Here is a 12,193-nt window from a genome sequence, read left to right on the forward strand (position 1 = left end):
GTGGCCGTTGCCGAACTGCAACCGGCGGCGCTGGCCGATGACGTGATCGGCATGCCGGTGGTGCTCACCTGCTATGCCTTGATGACCTTGCTGCTCAGCCGCTTGCTGATCAGCAGCCCGACCCACGAGAACGCCTCGCTGTTCCGCAAGCTCGTGGGGATCCTGTTCACCGCCCTGCCCGTCGCGCTGTTCGTGGCCGTGTGCTTCGGCTACTACTACACCGCGCTGAAGCTCAGCGACCGCTTGATCAACACCCTGTACCTGCTGATGTTCTGGCTGGTGATCGAAGCCACCTTCGTGCGCGGCCTCAGCGTGGCGGCCCGACGCCTGGCCTACCAGCGCGCCCTGGCCAAACGTCAGGCGGCGAAAGAGGCCGGAGACGGCGAGGGGGTGATCGAAGAGCCGAGCATGGACATCGAGAAGGTCAACGAACAGTCCCTGCGTCTGATCCGCCTGGCGCTGCTCGGCGGCTTCATGGCGGCACTGTATTGGGTCTGGGCCGACCTGATTACGGTGTTCTCGTACCTGGACAACGTCACCCTCTACGAATACACCAGCGGCACCGGCGCCAATATGAGCATGGTGCCAATCAGCATCGGCGACATGCTTGGCGCGCTGATCATCATCGGTATCACCTTCGCCCTGGCACGCAACCTGCCGGGTCTGCTGGAAGTGTTTGTGCTGTCCAAGCTCAACCTGGCCCAGGGCAGCGCCTACGCGACCACCACGTTGCTGTCGTACGTGATCGCCGGCGTCGGTTTCGTCTCGACGCTGTCGACCCTGGGCGTAAGCTGGGACAAGTTGCAATGGCTGGTGGCGGCGCTGTCGGTCGGCCTCGGTTTCGGCATGCAGGAGATCTTCGCCAACTTCATTTCCGGCATCATGATCCTGTTCGAGCGCCCGGTGCGGATCGGTGACACCATCACCATCGGTAACCTGTCGGGTACGGTGAGCAAGATTCGCATCCGTGCCACGACCATTACCGACTTCGACCGCAAGGACATCATCGTCCCGAACAAGACGTTCATCACCGGGCAACTGATCAACTGGTCCCTGACCGACACCATCACCCGGGTGACCCTCAAGCTCGGCGTCGACTACGGTTCGGACCTGGACCTGGTGAAAGAACTGCTGCTCAAGGCTGCGCGCGATAACCCGCGCGTACTGAAAGACCCGGAACCGCACGTGTACTTCCTGAATTTCGGCGAAAGCACACTCGACCACGAGTTGCGCATGCACGTGCGCGACCTCGGCGACCGCAACCCGGTGCTCGATGAGGTCAACCGCTTCATCAACCGCGAGTTCAAGAAGCAGCACATCAATATCTCGTTCCGGCAGATGGAGGTGTACCTCAAGAACCTGCACGGCCAGGAATACAAGATGGTGCCGATTGAACCGGAAGCGAAAACCATCGTGCCACTGGTCGATGGCAAACCGCCGCAAGAACCGCCCGCCGCCAAACTCGACTAACCGGCCTTTCCCCAGCAGAATGCTCGGACATTCTGCTGGAGCCGGCCCTTGAAAGCCCTCGACGAACTCATTTTCGATAATCGCTTCGACCGCCTGGGCGATGCGTTTTCCGCCCATGTGCTGCCCGAGCCCATCGACAATCCACGCCTGGTCGTGGCCAGTCCCGCCGCCATGGCGCTGCTGGACCTCGACCCGACCGTGGCCGAAACCCCGGAGTTCGCCGAACTGTTCAGCGGCCACAAGCTCTGGGCCGATGCGATACCAAGGGCGATGGTCTATTCCGGGCATCAATTCGGTTTCTACAACCCGCAATTGGGCGACGGTCGCGGCCTGTTGCTGGGCGAGGTGTACAACGAGGCTGGCGAACATTGGGACCTGCACCTCAAGGGCGCCGGCCAGACGCCGTTTTCACGCATGGGCGATGGCCGGGCGGTATTGCGTTCGTCGATCCGCGAATTCCTCGCCTCCGAAGCCCTGCATGCCCTGAACATCCCGACCACCCGCGCCCTGTGCGTGATCGGCTCCGACACCCCGGTGTGGCGCGAAAAGCAGGAGCGCGCGGCCATGCTCTTGCGTCTGTCGCCGAGCCATGTGCGCTTCGGGCACTTCGAATATTTCTACTACACCAAACGCCCCGAGCAGCAGAAAGAGCTCGGTGATCATGTGCTGGCCATGCACTTCCCGGAGTGCCTGGAACAACCGGAGCCGTACCTGGCGATGTTCCGCGAAGTGGTCGAGCGCAATGCCGAACTGATCGCCAAATGGCAGGCCTATGGTTTCTGCCACGGAGTGATGAACACCGACAACATGTCGATTCTCGGGATTACTTTCGACTTCGGCCCGTTCGCCTTCCTCGACGACTTCGACGCCAACTTCATCTGCAATCACTCCGACGACCAGGGCCGTTACTCCTTCAGCAACCAGGTGCCGATTGGCCAGTGGAACCTCAGCGCGCTGGCCCAGGCCCTGACACCGTTCATCAGCGTCGAAGCCCTGCGCGAAACCCTCGGCCTGTACCTGCCGCTGTTCCAGGCCCATTACCTGGACCTGATGCGCCGCCGCCTCGGCCTGACCACCGCGGAGGATGACGACCAGAAATTGCTGGAGAACCTGCTGCAACTCATGCAAAACAGCGGCGTCGACTACAGCCTGTTTTTCCGCCGATTGGGTGATGAAGCGCCGGAACAGGCCATCGCTCGCTTGCGTGATGACTTCGTCGACCTCAAGGGCTTTGATGCCTGGGGCGAGCTCTATGTCGCCCGGGTGGCCCGTGAAGGCGCGCTTGATCAAGAGCAGCGCCGCCAGCGGATGCACGCGGTCAACCCGCTGTACGTCCTGCGCAATTACCTGGCACAAAAGGCCATCGATGCGGCAGAGAGCGGCGACTACTTGGAAGTCCGCCGACTGCACGCGGTGCTGAGCAATCCGTTCGAGGAACAACCGGGGATGGAAAGCTATGCCGAGCGACCACCGGAATGGGGCAAGCACCTGGAGATCAGTTGTTCGTCGTGAGGCGGGTCAGATAAAGGTTTCTACAGACACACCGAAACGTTCGGCCAACCAGCGGATCTGCCGCAGGTTGAGCTGGCGCTTTCCGCTCAGGATCTCGGAAACGACCGACTGAGGGCCGACACCAGGCAGGTCGCTCTGGGTCAAGCCGTGTTCGCGCATCAAGTAGCCAAGAATCTCGGCTCCGCTGGGCTTCGGCATCGGGTGATGCTTGTGATCCCATTCCTCAATCCAGTCACCGATGATATCCACCAGACTCATCAGCGGATGGGACTCATCATCGCCGGTCATCTCGAGCAACTCGTCCAGCGCCTGTGCCAGCAAGTCATAGTCATCTTCGCTTTTTGGCTTTCGAAGCAGCGGTGAGACAAATTCCCAGTGCTCGGCAGCTTTTTTGATCAGGATACTCATGCTCTTTCGTCCTTCCATTTGCCGCGATCATATTCACGGTGGTCCAGCACATGCTTGATATAAAGCTTTTGCGATAGATATCTGACAAAAGCTATCAGCCGCAATTTGTTGCCACCGATATCGAAAACATGAAACTCACCCACCTTGTCGACTGCAGGAAAGGTGGTTCTCATCGCCGCAAAATCCGGCGGCTTGCTTCCTTTGGCTAATTGATACCAATGATCCAGCGCGTTGACTGCCATTGGCCATTTCGCCTTGGCTTCACGTACTCTTTTTTCGGTGAGAACATGCATGCAACATCCTTATCGCATTTTGCTATGGAAAGTTAATCTCAGATCAAAAATATCGCAAGTTGCGATACTACTCAGCAGACAAGCGGTCTGGCTCGGCAAGACTCAAGCCTAGATTCACCGCCCGCCGCTGCACGATTGAAAACATGAGCAAACGTCTCCAACTAGGTGTTATCAGCTTCCAATTGGATATCGCTCATGACCGACCCACTCCTCATCCCCTGCCCCCACTGCAACGGCCTCAACCGCATTCCCGCCGAGCGGCTCAACGATCACCCCAAATGCGGACGCTGCAAGGCCGAAGTCCTGCTGAGCAAACCGTTTGAATTGAAGCAAGGCGACTACGCCAGCCAGATCAAGGGGGATCTGCCGCTGCTGGTGGACGTATGGGCGGACTGGTGCGGGCCGTGCAAGTCGTTTGCACCGGTGTTCGAGCAGGCAGCCGGGCAACTGGCGGGCAAGTGCCGGCTGGCCAAGCTCGATAGCGAGGCGAACCAGCAGTTGTCGGCGCAGTTGGGGATTCGCTCGATTCCGAGCCTGATCCTGTTCAAAAACGGCCGGGAAATCGCCCGGCAGAGCGGGGCTTTTCCGTTACCGCAGTTGATGAGCTGGTTGCGTAGCCAGGGCATCTAAAACACCACGAAACCATGTGGGAGCGGGCTTGCTCGCGAAGGCGTTGCATCAGTCAACATAGATGTTGAGTGAGACGGCGTCTTCGCGAGCAAGCCCGCTCCCACATGGGTTTTGTGTTGTCAGCCAGAATCAGGCGTTTTCCAGCAGGTTATGCAGTTCGACAAATTGCTGTGTCAGCTTGTGCCGCGGGTCGAGATGGATCAGCGGCGTATTGGCCTGGTGGGATTCGCGCATGCGTACCGAACTGGCCAGGTACACCGGCAGCACCGGCAGGCCTTCGGCGATCAGTTCATCGAGGATTTGCTGGGGCAGGCTGGCGCGGGCCTGGAACTGGTTGACGACGATGCCTTCGACTTCCAGGCCTTCGTTGTGGTCTTCCTTCAACTCTTCGATTTCCGCCATCAGGCCGTATAGCGCCTGACGTGAAAAACTGTCGCAATCGAAGGGAATCAACACACGATCAGCGGCAATCAATGCAGAAACCGCATAGAAATTCAGCGCTGGCGGGGTATCGAGGTAAATCCGGTCGTAGTCTTCGCTCAGCTCCTCAAGCAACTTACGCAGCTTGTTGATCTTGTGCTTGGCTTCAAGCTTTGGCTGCAAGTCCGCCAGTTCGGCGGTGGCGGTAATAACGTGGAGGTTGTCGAAGGGGGTTTCGTAGATGTCGACCTGATTCTTTTTGGAGAACGGCCCGGAAGACAGCGTCTGCTTGAAGAAATCGGCGATGCCCATCGGGATGTCGCTACCAGTGAGCCCCGTCAGGTACTGGGTGGAGTTGGACTGGGCATCGAGATCCACCAACAAGGTGCGAAAACCCTCGCTGGCACTGACCGCCGCCAGATTGCAGGCAATGCTGGATTTACCAACGCCACCTTTCTGATTGAACACCACGCGCCGCATGTCAAAACCTCCGTGTATCAAAGAATGACCGAGTGTAGTGGTGCACAACGCTGCTTCGCTACCAGGGACTACACAGTCAGTTGCCTTCTCTTGCATGAAAAGCCGTGAACTGCCCGATGGTTTGACGCAGGAACCGACAGACGGGGTAATTATTTTGTGAATAATTACCAATCGTTCAATTTTTTCCAGTCAGCCGCTTCATCTTATTGAGCAAAATGTAACCAGCATTTGCTACACGTTCCCGGCACCGGGATAATGCGCGCCACTCGGCGCCAAACGCCACGCAGGGTGAGTCTCGGCTCTCGGCCACTCCCCCGCGTCAAGTAAGCCCGTGAGGGTGGGATGAATGTCTGTGATCAACTTCAACATCGCCCAATGGCGCGCTTGGGCCCCAGGGCTTGATAGCGTGAACGATTGGCAGGCCTGGTGCCGACAACCGGTCGTGCTGCCGAACAGCGATGCCGCTCCCGACGTTTCTTTTCTGCCGGCCATGCAGCGCCGGCGGCTCAGCCGCCTGGCGCGGATGGCATTCAGTGTCGGTTGGCCATTGGCCGAAGGTCGGCAGGATCTGCCATTGGTCTTTGTTTCCCGCCACGGCGAAACGCCCCGCACGGTCGACATTCTCAGTGATCTGGCCGCCGATCAGCCGCTGTCGCCGACCCAATTCAGCTTGTCTGTGCATAACGCGATTATTGGGTTGTGGTCGATCATGCGTGGTGAAACCAGCGAAATGACGGCCCTGGCTGCCGCAGGCGACGGCCTGGAACACGGCATGCTGGAAGCTGCTGCGCTGCTGGCTGAGGGTGCTCGCGCGGTACTGCTGGTGATCACCGAAGAGCAGCCGCCCGAGGCTTACTCAACCTGGATCGACGACGTGCCGTTCCCTTATGCCGTCGGCCTGCTGATTACCCCCGGTACCGACTGGCAGTTGTCCCTGAACAGCCCCTCGGATGCGTTGTCCAACTCCCGCTGGCCCCACGCACTGAATCTGTTGCGTACGCTGCTCGGCCAGCAAACCACCTGCCAACATGCCTGGAAAAATCGTGTATGGACCTGGCAACGCAACCCGTGACCGAGAAAAACCGCGACGCCTACTACTGGCGGTTGCTGGCCACCGCCGCGAGCTTTGCCCTGTTCGGGTTGGGCGGGCTGTGCCTGCGCCTGGTGATTTTCCCTGTGCTGAACTGTCTGCCGGGCGACGCCCGGACCCATCGGCTGCGGGCCCGGCAAACGGTCAGCCGCTGTTTCTGGATTTTTGTGCGTTTCATGGCCCGTACCGGGGTGCTGACCTACGACATAGAAGGCGCGGAAAAACTCGGTCGTCCCGGGCAGATGATCATGGCCAATCACCCGTCGCTGATCGACGTGGTGTTTCTGATCGGCCTGGTGCGTCACGCCAACTGCGTGGTCAAGCAAAGCCTCTGGGAAAACCCTTTCACCCGCGGACCGCTGCGCTGCACCGAATACATCAGCAACGACGGCAGCATGGACATGCTCGATGCGGCTGCCGGCGCGCTGAAAGACGGCCAGACCCTGATCATTTTCCCCGAAGGTACGCGCACCCGGCCCGGCCAGGCGCCGGCCTTTCATCGCGGCGGCGCGGCAATCGCCCTGCGTGGTGCGAAAATCCTCACCCCGGTCATTATCAAGGTCAGCCCGACCACGTTGACCAAGGCCGAACCCTGGTATCGCATCCCCAAGCGGCGCGTGCACTTCAGTTTTCGGGTCGGGGCCGATATAGACCCACAGACCTTCGCCTCGCTGGGGCCCGCTCCGCAAGCCTCGCGCAAGCTCAACGATTATTTGCATTCTTACTTTATCAAGGAGCTCGCCGAAGATGAGCGATCTGAACACCCATAGCCTGGTGCTGGAAATCAAAGAACTGATCATCGACGCCCTGGGCCTCGAAGACATCAGTGCCGAAGACATCGGCAACGAGCAGACGCTGTTCGGCGAAGGCCTGGGCCTGGACTCGGTGGACGCCCTGGAACTGGGCCTGGCCATCCAGAAAAAATACGGCATCAAAATCGACGCCGATGCCAAAGACACACGCAATCACTTCAGTAACGTGGCGAGCCTTGCGGCGTTCGTCACCGCAAAACAGGCAGCTTGAGACCGGACCATGCAAACTCGTGACGACATTTTCAACACCCTGCGCGATGCCTTGGTCGAGCTCTTCGAACTGGACCCTGAGCGTGTGAGCCTGGAATCCAACCTGTATCAGGACCTGGAAATCGACAGCATCGACGCGGTCGACCTGATTGATCACATCAAACGTCAGACCGGCAAGAAAATCGCCGCCGAAGAATTCAAATCGGTACGTACCGTCAGTGACGTGGTCGAGGCGGTCTACCGTCTGGTTCAACCGGTCGCATGAATCGACTGATTGGCCTCGGCCTGCTGCTGGCGGGTCTTTTGTATCCCTTTGCGGTGTATTTCGGCATGGAGCATTTCGCCCCGTGGCAGTTCGGACTGCTGCTGGGCGGACTGTGGCTGGCCCGGGCGCTGACCGGCAAACGACGGCCTGGCAGCCTGTGGATGGCCACCGTGGCCATTGTGTTCTGTCTGTTGTTGGCATTGTTCGACAGCCCGGCGCTGTTGCGCTGGTATCCGGTGTTGATCAGCGCCTTCATGCTGGTGCTGTTCGGATCGAGCCTGACATTCGGCCCGCCGATCGTTGAACGCCTGGCCCGGGTGCGCGAGCCACAATTGCCGGCCGAGGGCATTCGCTATACCCGTCAGGTGACTATCGCCTGGAGCGTCTTTTTTCTTTGCAACGGTGTGTGCGCCGCCGCCCTGACCCTCTGGGCGCCGCTGAGCTGGTGGACGTTGTACACCGGCCTGATTTCCTACGGATTGATAGGCCTGATGTTTGCCATTGAATGGCTCATACGGCTAAGGGTACGAGGCCACCCATGATTTGGATAAAACTTGAGCACTTGCTGCTCAAGGCTCAGCCGGAGCGCGCCGTAACGACCGGGCCGGCACTGGATCACGCCCGACTGCGCGAACAGGCGCTGCGTCTGGCCGCCGGCCTGCAAGCCCGGGGGGTGCGGCAGATGGCCGTGCACCTTGAAGATGCCGCCGATCTGGCGGTCGCGTTGCTTGGTGCCTGGCGTGCCGGGGTCAGTGTGCTGCTGCCGTCTGACCTGCAACCGCAGACCCGCCAGCGCTGGTCAGGTGAAGTTGATCTGTGGCTGAGCGATCAACCCGACGATGCGCACCTGAGCGACTTTCGTCATCCGCCTCTGAGCGCGGCGGCGCTGGATCTCGATCACTGCCAACTCAGCCTGTGCACATCCGGCTCCAGTGGTGAACCCAAGCGCATCGAAAAGAACCTGCGCCAACTGGCCAATGAAGTCGAAGCCCTGGAACAGTTATGGGGCGCGGACCTTGGCCCGGCCTGCATCATTGGCAGCGTCGCCACCCAGCACATCTACGGTCTGCTGTTCCGGGTGCTGTGGCCACTGTGTGCCGGGCGCCCGTTCGTACGTCGGCAGTTGGCCTTTCCAGAAGACCTGCAACGCGCCAGCCGCGAGCACCCGGCCTTCGCCTGGGTGGCCAGCCCGGCGTTGCTCAAGCGCATGGGCGACAACCTCGACTGGCCTGCCTTGGGCTCCGTACGCCGGGTGTTTTCCTCCGGCGGCGCATTGCCGGTCGAGGCCGCACAGAGCCTGCTGGAGCGTCTGGGGCAATGGCCAACGGAAATTTTCGGCAGTTCGGAAACCGGCGGCATCGCCTGGCGCCAGGGCGCTGAACTCTGGCGGCCGTTTGCCGATGTCACGCTGACTCAAGACAGTGAGGGTGCGCTGCTGATCGCTTCACCCTACTTGCCTGGCGGTCATGTCGAACAGACTGCCGATTCAGCCCGCATCGCCGTCGATGGTCGCTTCGAACTGCTCGGGCGACTGGACCGGATCGTCAAACTGGAAGAAAAACGCATCTCGCTGCCGATGCTGGAACAGGCGCTGACGGCCCATGAATGGGTCGTCGAAGCGCGGCTCGGCGTCGTTCAGGAAAACCGTGCCTCCCTGGGGGCGTTGCTGGTGTTGAGCGAGGCCGGTTTGCATGTTCTGCGCAATCATGGTCGACGCAGCCTCACCGAGCAATTGCGCCAACACCTGAGCCAACACTGCGAAGCCCTGGCCCTGCCAAGACGCTGGCGCCTGCTGCGACAATTGCCGCTGAACACTCAAGGCAAACTGCCCCAGGCCGACGTCGACGCCCTGCTGTTGGCGCCGCGCCCCAAAGCCCCAGAGGTGCTGGAGCAAGTTGAAAGTAATGGCGAATGGAGCCTGCAACTGGCCGTGCCACCGGACCTGGCCTATTTCAGCGGTCATTTCCCCAAGGCGCCGGTGTTGCCTGGCGTGGTGCAGGTGGACTGGGCGCTGAGCCTGGGCCAGCAACTGATGAACCTGCCGAAAAAATTCGCCGGCATGGAAGTCTTGAAGTTCCAGCAACTGGTGCGCCCGGGAGATGAAGTCCAGCTGCACCTGCGCTTCGACCCGGCGCGCGGCAAATTGTATTTCGCCTATCGCAACGAAACCGCCACCTGCTCCAGCGGGCGGATCTTGCTGGAGGCGGCGCATGCATAAGCTGGGTGAGTGCTACGCACTCAATCGCGAGCAAGTCGAATCGTCGCACCGTCGCTCCCACACTGGATTTGTGTCGAGCACAAATTTCGAGTTCGGATGCGATCCAATGTGGGATCGGGCTTGCTCGCGAAGCAGACACCACGGTCCCTCAGGTGTACGCCAACATGCATAGCCCCTGCGCCATTGTCCCGGTGTACAACCACGAAACGGCCATCACCACGGTGGTCGATGCCCTGATCGCCAGCCACCTGCCGTGCATTCTGGTGGACGATGCCAGCAGCCCGCGCTGCGCCCGGGTGCTGGATCGCCTGGCCCAACGTGAAATGGTTTACCTGATCCGCCTCGCCGAAAACCAGGGCAAGGGTGGCGCGGTCATGACCGGTTTGCGCGAAGCTTCGCGCCTGGGTTTCAGCCATGCCTTGCAGGTGGATGCCGATGGCCAGCACGACTTGCAGGACGTCAAACGCTTCATCGAACAATCACGCGCCCACCCACAGGCGGTGATTTGTGGCTACCCGCAGTACGACGCCAGCGTGCCGAAAGGCCGTTTGTATGCGCGCTACCTGACCCACGTCATGGTCTGGATCAACACCCTGTCGTTGCAGATTCGCGACTCCATGTGCGGCTTCCGGGTTTACCCGTTACCTCCGGTTCTGGCGTTGATCGAGTCAGCGAAAATCGGCAAGCGCATGGACTTCGACTCGGACATCCTGGTGCGCCTGGCCTGGCGAAATCAGCCGATGCAATGGCTGCATACCAAAGTCCACTACCCGCTGGACGGCGTTTCGCATTTTCGTATGTTCCACGACAACGTCCTGATTTCCAGCATGCATACGCGGCTGTTCTTCGGCATGTTGCTGCGTGCGCCAATGATCCTCTGGCGACGGTGGCGAGCATGAGCGCAGATAATCAACACTGGGCCGACCGCGAAGAACGGGGCAGTTTCTGGCTGATGAAGCTCACCGCGTTCGGCGCCAAAGTGCTGGGCCGCCGAGTACTGAGCCCAGTGCTGTACGGCATCGTGTTGTACTTTTTCCTGTTCGGTCGCAGCGCCCGACACAGTGCCTGGCAATACCAGCAACGCCTGACCGACTGGAGCGGGCGCAGCGAGTTACGCCCGAGCCATTGGCGGGTGTTCGGCCAGTTCATGGCTTTCGCCGATTCCATGCTCGACAAACTCGACGTATGGAACGGCAAGCTGAGCATCGAACACATCGAGATCATCGACCCGGCGCTGTTGCGCGACCAGTTGCGCGGTGCCCGCGGGCAGATGCTGGTGGGCGCACATCTGGGCAATCTGGAAGTCTGCCGCGCACTGGCGGAAATCGGCGAGAAAGTCACGATGAACGTACTGGTGCACACCAAGCACGCCGAACAGTTCAATCGATTGCTGGGCGAGGCCGGGGCGACCAACCTGCGCCTGATCCAGGTCAGCGAACTGGATCCGGGGATCATGCTGCAATTGAGCGAACGCCTGGAGCGCGGCGAGTGGCTGGCGATTGCCGGCGACCGCGTGCCCCTGCATGGCGGGCGCAGCGTGACCGTGGACTTCCTCGGTCATCCGGCCAGGTTCCCCCAAGGCCCGTGGCTGCTGGCCGGCCTGCTGAAATGCCCGATCAACCTGCTGCTGTGCCTGAAAAAGCCCGACGGCGACTATCGACTGACCATTGAGCCGTTCGCTGACGCAATCACCTGGAAACGCAGCGACCGCGAGCAGGTCATTCATCAGTGGGCCTCCCGCTACGCCGAGCGCCTGAGCCACTATTGCCTCGAAGCGCCCCAACAATGGTTCAACTTTTACCCTTTCTGGAAGACCGATGACGACGTCAACGCTTGAGCCGGTAACCTTCGGCGAACGCCCTTTGCACATTGAAGACGTGCTGGCACTGGCCAACCGCAAGGTGCCGACGCAGTTGCAAAGCGATCCCGCCTACCGCGAGCGCATCGCCAAGGGCGCGCGTTTTCTGGACTCGCTGCTGGACAAGGAAGGCGTGATCTACGGCGTGACCACCGGTTACGGCGATTCCTGCGTGGTCGCAGTACCGCTGCATCACGTCGAGGCGCTGCCCCGTCATCTGTTCACCTTCCACGGCTGCGGCCTGGGCAAACTGCTCGACGCCCAGGCCACCCGCGCGGTACTGGCGGCGCGCTTGCAGTCGTTGTGCCACGGTGTTTCCGGAGTGCGCGTGGAGCTGCTGGAGCGCCTGCAGGCGTTCCTTGAACACGACATCCTGCCGCTGATTCCGGAAGAAGGCTCGGTGGGTGCCAGTGGTGATCTGACGCCGCTTTCGTACGTTGCCGCCACGCTGTCCGGCGAACGCGAGGTGATGTTCCGTGGCGAACGCCGGCAGGCTGCCGATGTGCACCGCGAACTCGGCTGGCAGC

15 protein-coding genes are annotated in these 12,193 nt (G+C 60.5%); 12 read left to right on the forward strand and 3 right to left on the reverse strand.

What is annotated here, in order from left to right:
- Positions 1-1,470 (forward strand): mechanosensitive ion channel domain-containing protein (locus PMI29_RS27500; protein WP_033051935.1); only part of this gene is annotated, 1,470 nt, incomplete at its 5' end.
- A 48-nt stretch (positions 1,471-1,518) separates the two neighbouring features.
- Positions 1,519-2,982 (forward strand): protein adenylyltransferase SelO, encoded by a 1,464-nt coding sequence (gene selO / locus PMI29_RS27495; protein ID WP_007993758.1) that lies wholly within the window; start codon positions 1,519-1,521, stop codon positions 2,980-2,982.
- A 6-nt stretch (positions 2,983-2,988) separates the two neighbouring features.
- On the opposite strand, the gene PMI29_RS27490 is transcribed toward selO, so the two are convergent.
- Positions 2,989-3,390, reverse strand: coding sequence for a helix-turn-helix domain-containing protein (locus PMI29_RS27490; protein ID WP_007993759.1), 402 nt, complete (start codon positions 3,388-3,390; stop codon positions 2,989-2,991).
- Positions 3,387-3,683 (reverse strand): type II toxin-antitoxin system HigB family toxin, encoded by a 297-nt coding sequence (locus PMI29_RS27485; protein ID WP_007993760.1) that lies wholly within the window; start codon positions 3,681-3,683, stop codon positions 3,387-3,389. The genes PMI29_RS27490 and PMI29_RS27485 overlap by 4 nt, the downstream gene beginning before the upstream one ends.
- 195 nt (positions 3,684-3,878) lie before the next feature.
- On the opposite strand from PMI29_RS27485, the gene trxC reads away from it, so the two are divergent.
- Entirely contained in the window at positions 3,879-4,313 is a 435-nt protein-coding gene (gene trxC, locus PMI29_RS27480; protein ID WP_007993761.1) for a thioredoxin TrxC, read from the forward strand.
- Positions 4,314-4,442: 129 nt separating this feature from the next.
- On the opposite strand, the gene PMI29_RS27475 is transcribed toward trxC, so the two are convergent.
- Entirely contained in the window at positions 4,443-5,213 is a 771-nt protein-coding gene (locus tag PMI29_RS27475) for a ParA family protein (RefSeq protein ID WP_007993762.1), read from the reverse strand.
- Positions 5,214-5,559: 346 nt separating this feature from the next.
- On the opposite strand from PMI29_RS27475, the gene PMI29_RS27470 reads away from it, so the two are divergent.
- From PMI29_RS27470 to PMI29_RS27430, 9 genes are all read left to right on the forward strand, one after another.
- Positions 5,560-6,285 carry a beta-ketoacyl synthase chain length factor gene (locus PMI29_RS27470; RefSeq protein ID WP_007993763.1) on the forward strand — a complete coding sequence of 242 codons (726 nt, stop codon included), beginning with the start codon at positions 5,560-5,562 and terminating at the stop codon, positions 6,283-6,285.
- Positions 6,261-7,073 (forward strand): lysophospholipid acyltransferase family protein, encoded by an 813-nt coding sequence (locus PMI29_RS27465; protein WP_007993764.1) that lies wholly within the window; start codon positions 6,261-6,263, stop codon positions 7,071-7,073. Before PMI29_RS27470 ends, PMI29_RS27465 begins: the two co-directional genes overlap by 25 nt.
- Positions 7,051-7,326, forward strand: coding sequence for a phosphopantetheine-binding protein (locus tag PMI29_RS27460; protein WP_007993765.1), 276 nt, complete (start codon positions 7,051-7,053; stop codon positions 7,324-7,326). Before PMI29_RS27465 ends, PMI29_RS27460 begins: the two co-directional genes overlap by 23 nt.
- Positions 7,327-7,335: 9 nt before the next feature.
- Positions 7,336-7,590 carry an acyl carrier protein gene (locus PMI29_RS27455; protein WP_007993766.1) on the forward strand — a complete coding sequence of 85 codons (255 nt, stop codon included), beginning with the start codon at positions 7,336-7,338 and terminating at the stop codon, positions 7,588-7,590.
- Positions 7,587-8,132, forward strand: coding sequence for a hypothetical protein (locus PMI29_RS27450; protein WP_007993768.1), 546 nt, complete (start codon positions 7,587-7,589; stop codon positions 8,130-8,132). The genes PMI29_RS27455 and PMI29_RS27450 overlap by 4 nt, the downstream gene beginning before the upstream one ends.
- Entirely contained in the window at positions 8,129-9,808 is a 1,680-nt protein-coding gene (locus PMI29_RS27445; protein ID WP_007993769.1) for an acyl-CoA synthetase family protein, read from the forward strand. Before PMI29_RS27450 ends, PMI29_RS27445 begins: the two co-directional genes overlap by 4 nt.
- A gap of 164 nt (positions 9,809-9,972) precedes the next feature.
- A complete protein-coding gene (locus tag PMI29_RS27440; RefSeq protein WP_007993771.1) occupies positions 9,973-10,707 on the forward strand; it encodes a glycosyltransferase family 2 protein in 735 nt (244 codons plus the stop codon).
- A complete protein-coding gene (locus tag PMI29_RS27435) occupies positions 10,704-11,645 on the forward strand; it encodes an LpxL/LpxP family acyltransferase (RefSeq protein ID WP_007993772.1) in 942 nt (313 codons plus the stop codon). Before PMI29_RS27440 ends, PMI29_RS27435 begins: the two co-directional genes overlap by 4 nt.
- Positions 11,626-12,193, forward strand: a 568-nt coding sequence (locus PMI29_RS27430; RefSeq protein WP_007993773.1) for an aromatic amino acid lyase, incomplete at its 3' end; no start/stop codon positions are given. The genes PMI29_RS27435 and PMI29_RS27430, both read left to right, overlap by 20 nt.

It is taken from the genome of Pseudomonas sp. GM49 (assembly GCF_000282355.1).
GTDB lineage: Bacteria > Pseudomonadota > Gammaproteobacteria > Pseudomonadales > Pseudomonadaceae > Aquipseudomonas.

What these genes read in the sequence shown, in the direction of transcription:
- PMI29_RS27465 (WP_007993764.1), top strand. Translation starts at nt 6,261, where the DNA reads ATGGACCTGGCAACGCAACCCGTGACCGAGAAAAACCGCGACGCCTAC.
- PMI29_RS27460 (WP_007993765.1), top strand. Translation starts at nt 7,051, where the DNA reads ATGAGCGATCTGAACACCCATAGCCTGGTGCTGGAAATCAAAGAACTG.
- PMI29_RS27440 (WP_007993771.1), top strand. Translation starts at nt 9,973, where the DNA reads ATGCATAGCCCCTGCGCCATTGTCCCGGTGTACAACCACGAAACGGCC.
- trxC (WP_007993761.1), top strand. Translation starts at nt 3,879, where the DNA reads ATGACCGACCCACTCCTCATCCCCTGCCCCCACTGCAACGGCCTCAAC.
- PMI29_RS27445 (WP_007993769.1), top strand. Translation starts at nt 8,129, where the DNA reads ATGATTTGGATAAAACTTGAGCACTTGCTGCTCAAGGCTCAGCCGGAG.
- PMI29_RS27455 (WP_007993766.1), top strand. Translation starts at nt 7,336, where the DNA reads ATGCAAACTCGTGACGACATTTTCAACACCCTGCGCGATGCCTTGGTC.
- PMI29_RS27470 (WP_007993763.1), top strand. Translation starts at nt 5,560, where the DNA reads ATGTCTGTGATCAACTTCAACATCGCCCAATGGCGCGCTTGGGCCCCA.
- PMI29_RS27475 (WP_007993762.1), bottom strand. Translation starts at nt 5,213, where the DNA reads ATGCGGCGCGTGGTGTTCAATCAGAAAGGTGGCGTTGGTAAATCCAGC.
- PMI29_RS27435 (WP_007993772.1), top strand. Translation starts at nt 10,704, where the DNA reads ATGAGCGCAGATAATCAACACTGGGCCGACCGCGAAGAACGGGGCAGT.
- PMI29_RS27485 (WP_007993760.1), bottom strand. Translation starts at nt 3,683, where the DNA reads ATGCATGTTCTCACCGAAAAAAGAGTACGTGAAGCCAAGGCGAAATGG.
- PMI29_RS27450 (WP_007993768.1), top strand. Translation starts at nt 7,587, where the DNA reads ATGAATCGACTGATTGGCCTCGGCCTGCTGCTGGCGGGTCTTTTGTAT.
- PMI29_RS27490 (WP_007993759.1), bottom strand. Translation starts at nt 3,390, where the DNA reads ATGAGTATCCTGATCAAAAAAGCTGCCGAGCACTGGGAATTTGTCTCA.